The organism is Thermithiobacillus plumbiphilus, from assembly GCF_038070005.1.
Lineage (GTDB): Bacteria > Pseudomonadota > Gammaproteobacteria > Acidithiobacillales > Thermithiobacillaceae > JBBPCO01.
Map to the genome: position 1 here is coordinate 121,009 of NZ_JBBPCO010000007.1, position 14,995 is coordinate 136,003.

14 protein-coding genes are annotated in these 14,995 nt (G+C 62.9%); all 14 read left to right on the plus strand.

Features of this window, described 5'->3' with window-relative positions:
- Window positions 1-7: 7 nt before the first annotated feature.
- Window positions 8-952 carry a class II fructose-bisphosphatase gene (gene glpX / locus WOB96_RS08460; RefSeq protein WP_341370858.1) on the plus strand — a complete coding sequence of 315 codons (945 nt, stop codon included), beginning with the start codon at window positions 8-10 and terminating at the stop codon, window positions 950-952.
- Window positions 953-1,443: 491 nt separating this feature from the next.
- Window positions 1,444-3,450 (plus strand): transketolase, encoded by a 2,007-nt coding sequence (tkt, locus tag WOB96_RS08465; protein WP_341370859.1) that lies wholly within the window; start codon window positions 1,444-1,446, stop codon window positions 3,448-3,450.
- Window positions 3,451-3,528: 78 nt separating this feature from the next.
- Entirely contained in the window at window positions 3,529-4,545 is a 1,017-nt protein-coding gene (gene gap / locus WOB96_RS08470; protein WP_341370860.1) for a type I glyceraldehyde-3-phosphate dehydrogenase, read from the plus strand.
- 112 nt (window positions 4,546-4,657) lie between these two features.
- Window positions 4,658-5,854, plus strand: a complete 1,197-nt coding sequence (locus WOB96_RS08475) for a phosphoglycerate kinase (RefSeq protein ID WP_341370861.1) — start codon at window positions 4,658-4,660, stop codon at window positions 5,852-5,854.
- Window positions 5,855-5,859: 5 nt separating this feature from the next.
- Complete coding sequence (gene pyk / locus WOB96_RS08480) at window positions 5,860-7,317, plus strand: pyruvate kinase (RefSeq protein WP_341370862.1); 1,458 nt, start codon at window positions 5,860-5,862, stop codon at window positions 7,315-7,317.
- 77 nt (window positions 7,318-7,394) lie between these two features.
- The gene (fba, locus tag WOB96_RS08485; RefSeq protein ID WP_341370863.1) at window positions 7,395-8,486 is read left to right on the plus strand and encodes a class II fructose-bisphosphate aldolase; all 1,092 of its coding nucleotides are present in this window, start codon (window positions 7,395-7,397) and stop codon (window positions 8,484-8,486) included.
- Between the two features lie 124 nt (window positions 8,487-8,610).
- On the plus strand, window positions 8,611-9,273 hold the full coding sequence (gene rpe, locus WOB96_RS08490) for a ribulose-phosphate 3-epimerase (RefSeq protein WP_341370864.1): 663 nt from the start codon (window positions 8,611-8,613) through the stop codon (window positions 9,271-9,273).
- 2 nt (window positions 9,274-9,275) lie between these two features.
- Window positions 9,276-9,968: a phosphoglycolate phosphatase gene (locus WOB96_RS08495; protein ID WP_341370865.1), complete on the plus strand. Its 693-nt coding sequence runs from the start codon at window positions 9,276-9,278 to the stop codon at window positions 9,966-9,968.
- Between the two features lie 116 nt (window positions 9,969-10,084).
- Complete coding sequence (gene trpE, locus WOB96_RS08500) at window positions 10,085-11,590, plus strand: anthranilate synthase component I (protein WP_341370866.1); 1,506 nt, start codon at window positions 10,085-10,087, stop codon at window positions 11,588-11,590.
- Window positions 11,581-12,165 (plus strand): aminodeoxychorismate/anthranilate synthase component II, encoded by a 585-nt coding sequence (gene pabA, locus WOB96_RS08505; protein WP_341370867.1) that lies wholly within the window; start codon window positions 11,581-11,583, stop codon window positions 12,163-12,165. Before trpE ends, pabA begins: the two co-directional genes overlap by 10 nt.
- The gene (gene trpD, locus WOB96_RS08510) at window positions 12,162-13,181 is read left to right on the plus strand and encodes an anthranilate phosphoribosyltransferase (RefSeq protein ID WP_341370868.1); all 1,020 of its coding nucleotides are present in this window, start codon (window positions 12,162-12,164) and stop codon (window positions 13,179-13,181) included. The genes pabA and trpD overlap by 4 nt, the downstream gene beginning before the upstream one ends.
- Window positions 13,178-13,990 carry an indole-3-glycerol phosphate synthase TrpC gene (trpC, locus tag WOB96_RS08515; protein WP_341370869.1) on the plus strand — a complete coding sequence of 271 codons (813 nt, stop codon included), beginning with the start codon at window positions 13,178-13,180 and terminating at the stop codon, window positions 13,988-13,990. Before trpD ends, trpC begins: the two co-directional genes overlap by 4 nt.
- 55 nt (window positions 13,991-14,045) lie before the next feature.
- Complete coding sequence (locus WOB96_RS08520; RefSeq protein ID WP_341370870.1) at window positions 14,046-14,471, plus strand: OsmC family protein; 426 nt, start codon at window positions 14,046-14,048, stop codon at window positions 14,469-14,471.
- A gap of 54 nt (window positions 14,472-14,525) precedes the next feature.
- On the plus strand, window positions 14,526-14,993 hold the full coding sequence (locus tag WOB96_RS08525; RefSeq protein ID WP_341370871.1) for an RrF2 family transcriptional regulator: 468 nt from the start codon (window positions 14,526-14,528) through the stop codon (window positions 14,991-14,993).
- Window positions 14,994-14,995 lie beyond the last annotated feature (2 nt).

The window sequence follows — 14,995 nt, forward strand, 5'->3', positions numbered from 1 at the left end:
AAAAGACATGTCCAGTATTCGTGATCTGACGCTCCCCCTCGTTACCGTCACCGAGGCCGCGGCCCGCGGCGCCAGCGCCTGGATCGGCCGTGGCCAGAAGGAAACCGGCGATGGCGCCGCCGTGGATGCCATGCGCAGCGCCATGCAGGCCGTGCCGATGCGCGGCATGGTGGTGATCGGCGAAGGCGAGAAGGACGAGGCGCCGATGCTGTACAACGGCGAGGAAGTCGGCAGCGGCCAGGGCCCGGAGGTGGACATCGCTGTGGATCCGGTGGAAGGCACCAGCTTTCTCGCCAATGGCATGCCCGGCTCCATCTGCGTGCTGGCGGCGGCCCCCAAGGGCGCGATGTTCCGCCCGGGTCCCGCTTTCTACATGGACAAGCTGGTGGTGCCGCCGGCCGCGCGTGGCAAGATCGATCCCGCCGCGCCCATGAAGGACAAGCTTGCCGCCCTGGCACGCGCCCTGGGCAAGGATGTCTCGGAACTGGTCGTGTTTCTCCTCAAGAAGCCCCGGCATGATCAGGTGATCGCCGAGATCCAGGCCGCGGGCGCCATGGTGCGCCTGCAGACCGACGGAGATGTGAGTGGCGGCATCATGGCCACGCTGGGCGACAAGGTCGATGCCATGATGGGCATCGGCGGCACGCCGGAAGGCGTGATCACTGCCTGCGCCGCCCGCGCCCTGGGTGCCGACATGTTCGGCAGCCTCGCGCCCCAGAAGCCTGACGAAGCCGAGGCCGTGCGGGCAGCCGGCCTGACGCCCGGCAAATGGCTGGGGCTCAACGATCTCGTGTCCAGCGATGACGTCCTGTTCGTTGCCAGTGGTCTGACCAGTGGCGACATTCTCTCTGGCGTGCACACCGGCGCTGGTCTCGTCACCACCGAGACCCTGGTGATTGCCGGGCAGGATGCCAGCCTGCGCCGGATCTTCACTCGGGTGCGTGCTGGCTGAGAGGCTTGCTCCGCCTTTGGTCGGAAAGGGTCGTCCTGGGCGGCCCTTTTCACCATGAACCCCCCATTTCCCTGCTTTTCCGGCCTGCTCCTCGGCTTGTGGGCTGAAAGCAAGGCTGGAAAATGTAGAGCGATCCTGATAAAAATAAGGCTCTCGTCGCGGCGGACGACCGGGGAGCTTTCCCGGCCTTCCATGAACATTTTAGAAGCCAGCCGTTGATCGTTGCCGCTGCGCCCTTGGGCGAACGGAAGCGTGACCCGGGTGGCGCGAGCTAAACCCGGCGCATGGATGGCAATCCTTTGAGGTTTGCCATCCTGATGTGCGTCAGCAGGTCCTGGAACGCTGGCTGCGTCTCCGAACCAGAAACGGATCATCCTGCGGGGCAGGGGCCGGCTGGAAGCATGCCTGGGCTGGGCGGGTTTCTCTTTTCAGGAATTCTTTGACTTCAATCCGCTGCTGGCCAGGGCGAAAATGCTTTCAGGAGGTTGTACATGACAGTTAGCCGCACCGATCTTGCCAACGCCATTCGCGCCTTGAGCATGGATGCCGTTCAGGCAGCCAAATCCGGCCATCCGGGCATGCCCATGGGCATGGCGGACATCGCCGAAGTGCTCTGGAACGATTTCCTCGTTCACAATCCCAAAGACCCCAACTGGCTCAATCGCGACCGTTTCATGTTGTCCAACGGTCACGGTTCCATGCTGCAGTACTCCCTGCTGCATCTGGCTGGCTATGATCTGCCCATGGAAGAGCTTAAGCGCTTCCGTCAGTGGGGCAGCCGGACCCCGGGTCACCCCGAGTACGGCTACACCCCGGGCGTGGAAACCACCACGGGTCCGCTGGGCCAGGGGCTTGCCAACGGCGTGGGCATGGCCCTTGCCGAGCGCCTGCTGAGCGCCGAATTCAACCGCCCCGGCCACGACATCATTGACCACTACACCTACGTCTTCCTCGGCGATGGCTGCCTGATGGAAGGGGTTTCCCATGAGGTCTGCTCGCTGGCCGGCACCTGGAAGCTCGGCAAGCTCATCTGCTTCTATGATGACAACGGCATCTCCATCGACGGTCACCTGGAGCCCTGGTTCACTGACGATACGCCGAAGCGTTTCGAGGCCTATCAGTGGCACGTGGTACGCGACGTGGACGGCCATAACCCCGATGCCATCAAGGCTGCCATCGAGGAGGCCCGTTCGGTCAAGGACAAGCCGAGCATGATCGTCTGCAAGACCATCATCGGTCACGGCTCGCCCAATCTGGCCGGCACCCATGACTGTCACGGCGCCCCGCTGGGCGAGAACGAAATCTGCCTGACCCGCGACAATCTTGGCTGGCCGCATGAAGCCTTCACTGTGCCCGAGGAAGTCTATGCCGGCTGGGATGCCCGCGAGAAAGGACAGCGCGCCCAGGCTGCCTGGAATGAAAGATTCCAGGCCTACAAGGCCGCCTACCCACAAGACGCCGCCGCGCTTGAACGGCGCATGAGCGGCGAGTTGCCGGCCAACTGGGCGGAGACCGTCAAGGGCTATATCGACGGCCTGCTGCAGGAAAAACCGAACATCGCCACCCGTGTCGCCTCCGGCAAGGCCATTGCCGCCCTGGCCCCGGTGCTGCCCGAGTTCGTCGGTGGCTCCGCCGACCTGTCGCCGTCCAACAATACCCTGTGGAAGGGGGCGCGCGAACTGGTCGCACCGGTGATCAGCGGCAACTACATCCACTATGGCGTGCGCGAGTTCGGCATGTCCGCCATCATGAACGGCATGGCCCTCTATGGCGGTTTCCTGCCCTTCGGCGGCACCTTCCTGATCTTCTCGGACTACGCCCGCAATGCCGTGCGCATGTCCGCGCTGATGCATCAGCGGGTCATCTATGTCTTTACCCATGACTCCATCGGCCTGGGTGAGGACGGTCCCACCCATCAGCCGATCGAGCAGGTCAACAGCCTGCGCCTGATCCCCAACATGCGGGTCTGGCGTCCCTGCGACGCCGTTGAAACGGCCGTGGCCTGGGCCATGTCGGTCGAAAACAGCGAAGGCCCTGCCGTGCTGGCCCTGACCCGTCAGAACCTGCCGGCCCAGAATCATACGGATGAGACCCTGGCGGGCATCCGCAAGGGTGGCTATGTGCTGTCCGAAGCCGCCAATGGGCAGCCCCAGGGCATCCTGATCGCCACCGGCTCCGAGGTCGCGCTGGCCATGGGTGCCCAGGCCAGGCTGGCCGAGCAGGGCGTGCATGTGCGCGTGGTGTCGATGCCTTGCGTCGAGCTGTTCGACAAGCAGGACGCCGCCTATAAGGAAAGCGTGCTGCCCGCCGGCATCACCAGGCGCATGGCCATCGAGGCCGGCACCACCGGGCTCTGGTACAAGTACGTGGGTCTGCAGGGCGCGGTGCTGGGCATGGATCGCTTTGGCGAGTCGGCCCCGGCCGGCGTGCTCTTCGAGAAGTTCGGCTTCACCGTCGACAATGTCGTGAGCATCTTCCAGGGCCTCCAGGCAAAATAATAAAAGCCCTGCCGGGTGCCCTCCTTGGCGCCCGGCAGGCATGATTTCGATTCAACCAAGCAAGACTAGGAGAAAGAAATGGTACTTCGCGTAGCGATCAATGGTTATGGCCGCATCGGCCGGAACGTGCTCCGGGCGATCTATGAAAACAACCGTACCGACAAGATCCAGATCGTCGCCATCAATGATCTGGGCAGCGCTGAAACCAATGCCCACCTGACCCAGTACGACTCCGTCCACGGTCGCTTCCCCGGCAGCGTCAGCGTCGAGGGCGACTACATGCTGGTCAACAACGACAAGATCCGCGTGCTGGCCGAGCGCGATCCGGCCAAGCTGCCCTGGGGCGACCTGGGCGTGGACGTCGTGATGGAGTGCACCGGCTTTTTCACCAAGCGCGACATGGCGGCCAAGCACCTCGAAGGCGGCGCCAAGAAGGTCCTGATCTCCGCGCCTGCCGATGGCGAGGACATCACCGTCGTCTATGGCGTGAACCACGACAAGCTGGACCCTGACAAGCACGTCATCGTCTCCAACGCGTCCTGCACCACCAACTGCCTGGCACCCTTCGCCAAGGTGCTGCACCAGACCGTCGGCATCAAGCACGGCCTGATGACCACCGTGCACAGCTACACCAATGACCAGGTGCTGCTGGACGTCTATCACAAGGATCTGCGTCGCGCCCGTTCCGCCACCCAGAGCATGATCCCGACCTCCACCGGTGCCGCCAAGGCCGTGGGACTGGTGCTGCCCGAGTTGTCCGGCCGCCTGGATGGCTTCGCCATGCGCGTGCCCACCCCCAATGTCTCCGTGGTGGATCTGGTGTTCGAAGCCGAGCGCGCCACCAGCAAGGAAGAGATCAACGCCGCGGTGCGCGAAGCTGCTGATGGCGCCATGAAGGGCGTGCTGGGCTACAACGACAAGCCGCTGGTGTCCATCGACTTCAACCATGATTCCCGTTCCTCGATCTTCGAGTCCACGCTGACCAAGGTCATGCAGGGCAACATGGTCAAGGTGCTGTCCTGGTATGACAATGAATGGGGCTTCTCCAACCGCATGGCCGACACCGCGCTGGCCATGATGGGCCAGCCGCGCTAAGCAGGGAAATCGACAGGGTGAGCTGGACTCACCCTGTTTCCCCTGGCGGCCTGTCTCTTCCCCGAAGATTCCGTGTGGGCCAAGGCCCGCGCGCTACAGGAGAATGCAATTCATGAAAGTCATCCGGATGACCGACCTGGACCTTGCCGGCAAGCGGGTCCTGATTCGCGAAGATCTGAACGTACCCCAGGATGATAATGGCAATGTCACGGACGATACCCGTATCCGTGCCAGCCTGCCGACCATCCAGCACGCCATGAAGGCGGGCGCCAAGGTCATGCTCATGTCGCACCTTGGTCGCCCCAAGGAAGGCGAATTCGATGAGAAGGCCAGCCTCAGGCCCATCGCGGAGCATCTTGGCAAGCTGCTTGGAACCCCAGTGAAACTGGTCCGCAACTGGCTGACCGAGGGTCGCCAGGAGCTGCAGAACCTGCGGAACGGTGAAGTGGTGGTGCTGGAAAACGTGCGCTTCAACAAGGGCGAAGGCAAGGACGACGAGGCGCTTTCACGGCAGATGGCCGAGCTTTGTGATGTGTTCGTCATGGATGCCTTTGGCACCGCGCATCGCGCCCAGGCCAGCACCCATGGTGTCGCCCGCTTTGCCACCATCGCGGCGGCAGGCCCCCTGCTGGTCAATGAGCTCGACGCCCTGGGTAAGGCCCTGGAGAGTCCGGCCCGGCCGCTGGTGGCCATCGTCGCCGGCTCCAAGGTGTCCACCAAGCTGACCATCCTCAAGACCCTGTCCGATCGCGTGGACCAGCTGATCGTGGGTGGCGGCATCGCCAATACCTTCATCCTGGCCGCGGGTCACAAAGTCGGCAAGTCCCTGGTCGAGGCGGACCTCGTGCCCGAAGCCAAGGCCATCATGGACGCGGTCAAGGCCAAGGGCGGCAGCGTGCCGGTGCCGACCGATGTGGTCGTCGCCAAGGCCTTTGCCGCTGACGCCGAACATCGCGTAGCGAATGTTGACGACGTGCAGGACGACGAGATGATCCTCGATGTCGGTCCCGAGACTGCGAGCCATCTGGCCGAGATGCTCAGGAAAGCGGGCACCATCGTCTGGAATGGCCCGGTAGGTGTGTTCGAGTTCGAAGCCTTTGCCAATGGCACCGAGGCCATGGCCCGGGCAGTGGCTGCAAGTCCGGCCTTTTCGATCGCCGGTGGCGGTGACACCATTGCGGCCATCAACAAGTTCGGGATCGAGAAACAGGTCTCCTATATCAGTACCGGTGGCGGCGCATTCCTGGAATTCCTGGAAGGGAAGGTCCTGCCTGCCGTGGCCATCCTTGAGCAGCGTGCTGCGGAGTAGTTTGCTTGAAAAGACGCACCAAAATCGTTGCTACACTAGGGCCTGCCAGCTCCGATCAGGAAACCATCGACCGCCTGATCGAGGCTGGCGTGGATGTCGTCCGTCTGAATTTCTCCCACGGCATTGCCGAGGATCATGTTCAAAGGGCGGAGCTGGTGCGCGCCCGTGCCCGTGCCGCAGGTCGTGCCGTGGGCGTGCTCGCGGATCTCCAGGGACCCAAGATCCGCATCGGCAAGTTCAAGGATGGCAAGATCTTCCTGAATCCGGGCGATCCCTTCATCCTGGACATCGAGTGTCAGCTTGGTGATCAGACCCGGGTGGGCCTGACCTATCCCGAACTGATCCATGATGTCACTCGCGGCACGACGCTGCTGCTCAATGACGGGATGATCGTGCTCTGGGTGGACCAGGTCATGGGCAAGGAGGTGCACACCCGCGTGGTTCAGGGTGGGGAGCTGTCCAACAACAAGGGCATCAACCGAGCCGGTGGCGGCCTGACCGCGCCGGCCCTGACCGACAAGGATCGCGAGGACATCATCACCGCTGCCCGGCTGGAGGCGGACTACATTGCCGTTTCCTTTCCGCGCTGTGCCGAGGACATGCACGAGGCCCGTCGCCTGTTGCGTTCAGCAGGCGGACATGGCGCACTGGTGGCCAAGATCGAGCGTGCCGAAGCCGTCGAGGCCATGGAGGAGATCATCGACGCCTCCGACGCCATCATGGTTGCCCGTGGGGATCTTGGGGTGGAGATCGGCGATGCTGCCGTACCCCCGGTTCAGAAGCGGCTGATCAAGATGGCCCGCGAGCGAAACCGGGTGGTCATCACGGCCACGCAGATGATGGAGTCGATGATCACCAATCCCATCCCGACCCGGGCCGAGGTATCCGACGTTGCCAATGCCGTGCTGGATGGCACCGATGCCGTGATGCTCTCGGCGGAAACGGCTTCGGGCAAGTACCCGGTGGAGGCCGTGGCCGCCATGGACCGGGTCTGTCGGGAGACCGAGCGGCAGGCACACTGGGAAAACGACAATCTGCTGCCTGAGCACCAGTGGCTGCGCATGGATGAAACCATCGCCGGGATCAGTGTCATTGCGGCCAGCCGTCTGCCCATCGCGGCGATTGCCGCATTCACCGAAAGCGGCGCCACCACGCTCTGGATGTCGCGGGCCAACACGCATGTGCCGATCTATGCCCTGAGTCCGCAGGTGCATACCCGGCGCAAGGTCACGCTCTATCGTGGCGTGTACCCCATCAATTTCCGCCTGAACCGGCATGATGACCCCGGCCAGGTCATGCGTGCGGCGGAGGACGAACTGCGGCGAAGAGGCTCCGTGCGTGATGGCGATCTGATCCTGATCACCATCGGCGAACCGATGGCGGCACCGGGGGGCACCAATACCCTCAAGATCGTACGCGTGGGAGATCTTGCACGACGCGAGGCCGAAGCCCCGGGGGGATGAAAATCGTTTTCATGTATTTTGTTTGTGTTTATAATCGCTTGAACGCTTTTTTGGCATTCCATTCCTAGGAGACGCACATGGCGCTTATCTCGCTTCGACAACTGCTTGACCATGCGGCTGAGCATGGTTACGGTATTCCCGCTTTCAATGTCAACAACATGGAGCAGATCCATGCCATCATGGAGGCGGCCCAGGAAGTGGACAGCCCCGTGATCCTGCAGGGCTCCGCCGGTGCCCGCAAGTACGCCGGCGAGCCCTTTCTGCGCCATCTGGTCATGGCCGCCGTCGAGATGTATCCCAATATCCCGGTTGCCATGCACCAGGACCACGGTGCCAGCCCGGCGGTCTGCATCCAGGCCATCCGTTCCGGCTTCACCAGCGTGATGATGGACGGCTCCCTGATGGAAGACGCCAAGACCCCGTCCACCTATGACTACAATGTCGCCGTGACCCGCCAGGTGGTGGACATGTCCCACGCCGTGGGCGTTTCCGTGGAAGGTGAACTCGGCTGCCTGGGCTCGCTTGAAAGCGGCATGGGCGAGAAGGAGGACGGCCATGGCGCCGAGGGCGTGCTGAGCCACGATCAGCTTTTGACCGACGCCGAAGAGGCTGCCCGTTTCGTGGCCGCCACCAAGGTCGACGCCCTGGCCATTGCCATCGGCACCAGCCATGGCGCCTACAAGTTCTCCCGCAAGCCCACCGGTGACATCCTGGCCATCGAGCGCGTCAAGGAGATCCATGCCCGCATCCCCGATACCCATCTGGTGATGCACGGTTCCTCTTCCGTGCCGCAGGAGTGGCTGGACATCATCAACCAGTTCGGTGGCGAGATGCCGCAGACCTACGGCGTGCCGGTTGAAGAGATCCAGCAGGGCATCAAGTACGGCGTGCGCAAGGTCAACATCGACACCGATCTGCGCATGGCCATGACTGGCGCCATCCGCAAGCACCTGGCCGAGAACAAGAGCAATTTCGATCCGCGCAAGTTCCTGGTCGATGCCACCAAGGCGGCCAAGGCGATCTGCAAGGCCCGCTACGAGCAGTTCGGCACCGCCGGCAATGCCAGCAAGATCAAGGTCATTGCGCTCGACGACATGGCCCTTCGCTACAAGAAGGGCGAACTGGATCCGCGTGTCACGGGCCTCGAGGCCCAGCGCGCTGCCGGCTAAGCCATCCTGGTCTTGTCCAGCGAGGCCCAACATCCGTTGGGCCTCGTTTTTGCCGGAATAATTCAGGTGTCTTGGCCCAGGGTGGCTCTGCCCTGCGCCAAGCTACCTTATCCTTGAGGTCATCATGTCCAAATTCAAGATTGCCCCTTCCATCCTGTCCGCCGATTTCGCCCGTCTTGGTGAAGAAGTCCGTGCGGTTGATCAGGCTGGCGCCGACTACATCCATGTGGATGTCATGGACAACCACTTCGTTCCGAACCTGACGATCGGACCGCTGGTGGCAGCCGCCATTCGCCCGCATACCCAAAAGCCCCTGGACGTGCACCTGATGATCGAGCCCGTGGATGCCATCATCCCGGAGTTCGCCAAGGCCGGCGCGAATATCATCACCGTGCATCCGGAGGCGACCCGACATCTGGATCGCACCATCCAGCTCATCCAGAGCCTGGGCTGCAAGGCCGGGGTATCGCTGAATCCGGCGACCCCCATCAATGTGCTGGACTACGTGCTGGAGAAGCTGGATCTCGTGTTGCTGATGAGCGTCAATCCCGGCTTTGGCGGCCAGAGCTTCATCGAATACACGCTGCCCAAGATCGAGCAGGTACGCAAGCGCATCGATGCCACCGGCAAGGCCATCGATCTTGAAGTCGATGGCGGCATCAAGGTGGACAATGTGCGCCGCGTGGCCGATGCCGGCGCCGATGTCTTCGTGGCTGGAAGCGCCATCTACAACACCCCGGACTACAAGGCGACCATCGACGCCTTCCGTCGCGCCTTGGGGGAATGAGCGTGGCAGTCCTGATGAAGCCCCGCTTTCAGCCTCCTTTTACCGCAAAGGCCGTTGTCATCGACCTGGATGGCACCCTGATCGACACCGCCGGTGATCTGGCGGCGGCCGCCAACCGGATGCTGCAGGAACTGGGACGCCCCACGGTCGAGCTGCCGATCATTCGCGGTTTCATCGGCAATGGCGTCAAGGAGCTGGTGCGCCGCACCCTGCGCCTGACCGAGGAGCCTTCGGACGACATGGTCAATGAAGCCTTCGCCATCTACATGGCGCATTACAAAAACCACCTGCACGACACCAGCCGACCCTATCCTGGCGTGCAGGAAACCGTGGAGGCCCTGCGCCGCGAAGGTCGGGTGCTTGGCTGCATCACCAACAAGCGCGACGAGCTGACCCAGCCTCTGCTCAAGGCGCTGGGGTTGCATCACTATTTCCAGATCATCCTGTCGGGGGATACCCTGCCCAAACGCAAGCCTGACCCCATGCCGCTGCTGCATGCCAGTCATGTGCTCGGCATTGCGGCCGAGGACATGTTGCTGGTCGGCGATTCCCGCAACGACACGGAGGCGGCATTTGGCGCCGGGGTGCCTGTCGTTTGTGTCACTTATGGGTATAATGGCGATCAGGACGTCCGCGAACTGAATCCGGATGCTGTCATCGACGAATTCGCGGATCTCAGCAACCTGCTGGCTTGACGGGAAACCAGATCATGGTCACCTTGGCTGAAAACATCAGAATCATGGCCCGATGGCGGCGCTGAAGCATTCAGCGCCGCCGTACGATCGCATTCTGACAGCCTAGGTGAATCCGCATGACCCCTGAACAGTTCAAGAACCTTGCCGCGCAAGGTTATAACCGTATACCACTCTCGCGAGAAATCCTCGCCGACCTCGACACGCCGCTGAGCGCCTATCTCAAACTGGCACATGGGCCTTATTCCTACCTGCTGGAATCAGTGCAGGGTGGTGAAAAATGGGGCCGCTACTCCATCATTGGCCTGCCGGCCAGGACCTTGCTGCGCGTTCGCGGGCAGGAGATCACACTTGAAATTGCGGGCGAAACGGTCGAGCAGCACCAGGCAATCGATCCCCTGCAGTGGATCGAGGAATACCAGCAGCGTTTCCGGGTGGCGCCTGTAGAGAGTCTGCCGCGTTTTTCCGGCGGGCTGGTCGGCTATTTCGGCTATGATACCGTGCGCTACATCGAACCCAGGCTGCAGGGCAGGCAAAAGCCTGATCCTCTGGGAACGCCGGACATCCTGTTGCTGCTATCCGAAGAAGTGGTGGTCTTCGACAATCTGCGTGGTCGCCTGCACCTGATCGTGCATGCCGATCCCGCCTTGCCCCGGGCTTACGAAAACGCCCAGGCCCGGCTCGACCAACTCGTAGCCGCATTGCGCGAGCCCTTGCCTGCGCAGGCGTCGCTCGGCCAGGCCCGCGAGGTCGGCGAGGCGGACTTCCAGTCCAGCTTCAGCCGCGAGGGCTATGAAAATGCGGTGAACCGGATCAAGGCCTATATCCGCGAAGGCGATGTCATGCAGGTGGTGCCTTCCCAGCGCATGTCCATTCCCTTTGCCGCCGCCCCCCTGGACCTCTACCGTGCCTTGCGCGGGCTCAATCCCTCACCCTACATGTTCTTCTTCGATCTCGACGAATTTCATATCGTCGGGGCCTCCCCGGAAATCCTGACGCGCCTGGAAGACGGCGAGGTAACGGTCCGCCCCATTGCCGGGACGCGGCCACGCGGCAGCACCACGGCCGAGGATCAGGCGCTGGAGGCGGAGCTGCTGGCCGATCCCAAGGAGCGCGCCGAACACCTGATGCTGATCGACTTGGCACGCAACGACGTGGGCCGGGTAGCCGAGACCGGCTCGGTGCGGGTCACCCAGAACATGGCCATTGAGCGCTACTCGCACGTCATGCACATCGTGTCCAATGTCACCGGGCAACTGAAGCAGGGGCTCAATGCCATGGATGTCCTGCGTGCAACCTTTCCGGCCGGCACCGTTTCAGGGGCGCCCAAGATCCGCGCCATGGAGATCATCGACGAGCTGGAGCCGGTCAAGCGGGGCATCTATGCCGGCGCGGTGGGATACCTGTCCTGGACGGGCAACATGGATACCGCCATTGCCATCCGCACCGCGGTCATCAAGGCAGGCATGCTGCACATCCAGGCTGGGGGCGGCATCGTGGCGGATTCCGTGCCCGCGCTGGAATGGGAAGAGACCCTGAACAAGCGCCGTGCGACCTTCCGGGCCGTCGCGCTGGCCGAGGCCGGCCTGACCGAAACGCAGCAAGGAGAACGGCCATGCTCCTGATGATCGACAACTATGACAGCTTCACCTACAACCTCGTGCAGTACTTTGGCGAACTGGGCGCGGATGTCGCCGTGCACCGCAACGACCGGATCACCCTGGCCGAGATCGAGGCGCTGGCGCCTGAGCGCATCGTGATCTCGCCGGGCCCCTGCACGCCCAATGAAGCGGGAATTTCCATGGACGTCATCCGCCACTTTGCCGGACGTCTGCCGATCCTCGGCGTCTGCCTTGGTCATCAGGCCATCGGCCAGGTGTTTGGTGGCCATGTCATTCACGCCAGGGAAGTCATGCATGGCAAGACTTCCCCGATCCTGCATCAACAGGAGGGCGTGTTCAGGGCATTGCCGGTCCCCTTCGAGGCCACCCGCTATCATTCCCTGGTGGTCGAGCGCGAGACCCTGCCGGATTGCCTAGCGGTGACTGCCTGGACTGCCGAGGGCGACATCATGGGGCTGCGTCACAAGTCACTGGCCATCGAGGGCGTGCAGTTTCATCCCGAATCAATCATGACCGCGCATGGCAAGGAATTGCTGAACAACTTCCTGCAACAGCCTGCCGGAGCGGACAGCGCATGATCCAGACAGCCATCAAGCAGGTCGTTGAAGGCGCTGATCTGTCGCGCGAGCAGGCCCGCGCGGTCTTTCAGCAGATCATGTCCGGCGAGGCCACGCCCGCCCAGGTTGGGGCCCTGCTGGTCGGGATGCGCATGAAGGGCGAGACGGTGGAGGAAATCGTGGGCGCGGCCCAGGTCATGCGTGCCATGGCCAGCCGGGTCAATATTGATGTACCGCACCTGGTCGATACCTGCGGCACCGGGGGTGATGGCCGCCATACCTTCAACATCTCCACGACTGCCGCGCTGGTGGCGGCCGCGGCCGGTGCGGTGGTGGCCAAGCACGGCAACCGCTCGGTATCCAGTACCTGCGGCAGTGCCGACGTGCTGGAGGCGGCCGGCCTGCGCCTGGCGCTCTCGCCGCAGCAGGCGCAGGACTGCATGGCGATGGTCGGCGCCGGGTTCCTGTTTGCGCCTGCCCATCACGGCGCCATGAAGCATGCCATCGGGCCGCGGCGGGATATCGGTATCCGTACCCTGTTCAATCTGCTGGGGCCGCTCACCAACCCTGCCGGTGCGCCGAACCAGGTGGTCGGGGTATTCGCCGAACGCTGGCTCACGCCCCTGGCCGAGGTATTGCGGGAGCTGGGCAGCCGGCATGTGCTGGTGGTGCATGGTAGCGACGGGCTCGATGAGATCACGATCAGCGGTCCCACCGAGATTGCCGAACTGCGCGATGGGCGCATCATCCGCGATCAGATCCGGCCGGAGGACTTTGGCCTGCAATGCGCGCCCCTGTCGGCGCTGCAGGTGGCTGATGTGCAGTCCGCCTTGCGGGTCATGCTGGAAGTGCTGGAGGGCGGGCAGGGGCCAAGGCGGGATGTGGTCCTGCTCAATGCCGGTGCCGCCATTTACGTCGCCGGGCTTGCCGCAACACTGGCGCTCGGGGTCGAGCGCGCCCGCGAGGCCCTGGACAGTGGCAGGGCCTTGGCCAAGCTGCGTGAGCTCGCGCAATGGACACAGGCACTGCCCGCATGAGCCAGTCTGATATCCTCGACCGCATTCTCGCCCGGAAGGCCCAGGAAGTGGCTGAGCGCAAGGCCCGCCAGCCGTTGGAAACCCTGCAGTCCGCCGTGAGCATGGCGTCCCCGCCGCGTGATTTCGTCGGTGCGCTCTGGCAACGGGCACGCGCCGCGCATCCCGAGCCCGCCGTCATTGCCGAAATCAAGAAGGCCTCGCCCTCCAGGGGACTCATCCGGCCGGATTTCAATCCCGTCGAAATCGCCCGCTCCTATGCCAGCCATGGTGCGGCCTGTCTTTCCGTGCTGACGGATGTCGATTTCTTCCAGGGTGCCGATGCCTATCTGACCGCTGCGCGGGAAGCCTGTGATCTCCCGGTGCTGCGCAAGGAGTTCATCATCGATCCCTATCAGGTCTGGGAGGCGCGAGCCATCGGCGCTGATGCCATCCTCTTGATCGTCGCGGCGCTGTCGCTGCAACAGCTGGTGGCACTTGAGGCTCAGGCGCACGCCCTGGGGATGGGAGTGCTGGTGGAAGTGCATGATGCCGCGGAGCTGGCGCTGGCCCGGCAGCTCAGGACGCCCCTGATCGGAGTGAACAATCGTGACCTGCGCACCTTCGAGACCCGGCTGGAAAACAGTCTGGAACTCCTGCCCCTGTTGGGCCCCGACCGCCTGCTGGTCAGTGAAAGTGGCATCCACACGGCCGCGGACGTCGCCCGGCTCCAGGCCGCCGGTATTCACGCCTTTCTGGTGGGCGAGGCCTTCATGCGCCAGCCTGATCCTGGTGCGGCCTTGCAGTCCTTGTTTCATTCCGGCAAGGTATGATCACCATGTTTAGGTTTTCGCGAGACATAATGATATATTCAAATCTGGAGGTGGTATGAAGGCAAGAGTGAAATGGCTTGGGCAGGATGGCATGGCCTTTGTGGCGGAATCCGGCAGTGGCCATGCCCTGGTGCTGGACGGCTCTTCGGATGCCGGCGGGCGGAACCTCGGTCCCCGTCCCATGGAATTGGTGCTGATGGGACTCGGGGGTTGCAGCAGCTTCGATGTCGTGCTGATCCTCAAGCGTTCGCGCCAGGACATTCACGACTGCGTGGTCGAGATCGATTCCGAGCGGGCAGAGAGTGATCCCAAGGTGTTCACCCGCATTCACCTGCACTACATCGTCACCGGCCGCAACCTTGATCCTGGCCGCGTCGAACGGGCCATTCAGCTTTCCGCCGAGAAATATTGCTCGGCCAGCATCATGCTGGAAAAGACTGCCGAGATCACACACGACTTCGAAGTAAGGCCCGTGGACTGACCGAGCCAGGGCGCTGAACCGAGCTTGCCTGTTCAGGCAAAAAGGAAGAATTCGATGCTGCTGTCGAGAACCAGCGAATATGCACTGCAGGCACTCATCTATCTGGCAACCCAGCCCCCGGGCCAGCCGCGCCTGAGCCGCGAAGTCGCCAGCTATCTCGGCGTGCCAGCCCAGTACCTTGCCAAGATCCTGCAGGACCTTGCCAAAAATGATGTGCTGAGTTCCTATAAGGGGCGGGGGGGCGGATTCGTCATGCGTCCGGAAGCCCTGGACATGCCCATCATCGATGTGCTGGAAATCGTCGAGGGACGTCATTTTGGTGAGGGTTGCGTGCTGGGTCTGAAGAAGTGCAGTGACAAGACCGCCTGCCCGGTGCATTACCACTGGAAGCCGCTCAAGGCACAGGTCATGGATATGCTGGGACAGCATACCATCGGCAGCATGGCCGCGGCGGTCAGGGAAGGGCGCTATCGCCTGCAACTACCCACGGCAGGGCTGACGGCGGAAGCCTGCAACAGCTAGTC

What these genes read in the sequence shown, in the direction of transcription:
- tkt (WP_341370859.1), top strand. Translation starts at nt 1,444, where the DNA reads ATGACAGTTAGCCGCACCGATCTTGCCAACGCCATTCGCGCCTTGAGC.
- trpD (WP_341370868.1), top strand. Translation starts at nt 12,162, where the DNA reads ATGATCCAGACAGCCATCAAGCAGGTCGTTGAAGGCGCTGATCTGTCG.
- pabA (WP_341370867.1), top strand. Translation starts at nt 11,581, where the DNA reads ATGCTCCTGATGATCGACAACTATGACAGCTTCACCTACAACCTCGTG.
- fba (WP_341370863.1), top strand. Translation starts at nt 7,395, where the DNA reads ATGGCGCTTATCTCGCTTCGACAACTGCTTGACCATGCGGCTGAGCAT.
- WOB96_RS08475 (WP_341370861.1), top strand. Translation starts at nt 4,658, where the DNA reads ATGAAAGTCATCCGGATGACCGACCTGGACCTTGCCGGCAAGCGGGTC.
- trpE (WP_341370866.1), top strand. Translation starts at nt 10,085, where the DNA reads ATGACCCCTGAACAGTTCAAGAACCTTGCCGCGCAAGGTTATAACCGT.
- trpC (WP_341370869.1), top strand. Translation starts at nt 13,178, where the DNA reads ATGAGCCAGTCTGATATCCTCGACCGCATTCTCGCCCGGAAGGCCCAG.
- gap (WP_341370860.1), top strand. Translation starts at nt 3,529, where the DNA reads ATGGTACTTCGCGTAGCGATCAATGGTTATGGCCGCATCGGCCGGAAC.
- WOB96_RS08525 (WP_341370871.1), top strand. Translation starts at nt 14,526, where the DNA reads ATGCTGCTGTCGAGAACCAGCGAATATGCACTGCAGGCACTCATCTAT.
- rpe (WP_341370864.1), top strand. Translation starts at nt 8,611, where the DNA reads ATGTCCAAATTCAAGATTGCCCCTTCCATCCTGTCCGCCGATTTCGCC.
- glpX (WP_341370858.1), top strand. Translation starts at nt 8, where the DNA reads ATGTCCAGTATTCGTGATCTGACGCTCCCCCTCGTTACCGTCACCGAG.
- WOB96_RS08520 (WP_341370870.1), top strand. Translation starts at nt 14,046, where the DNA reads ATGAAGGCAAGAGTGAAATGGCTTGGGCAGGATGGCATGGCCTTTGTG.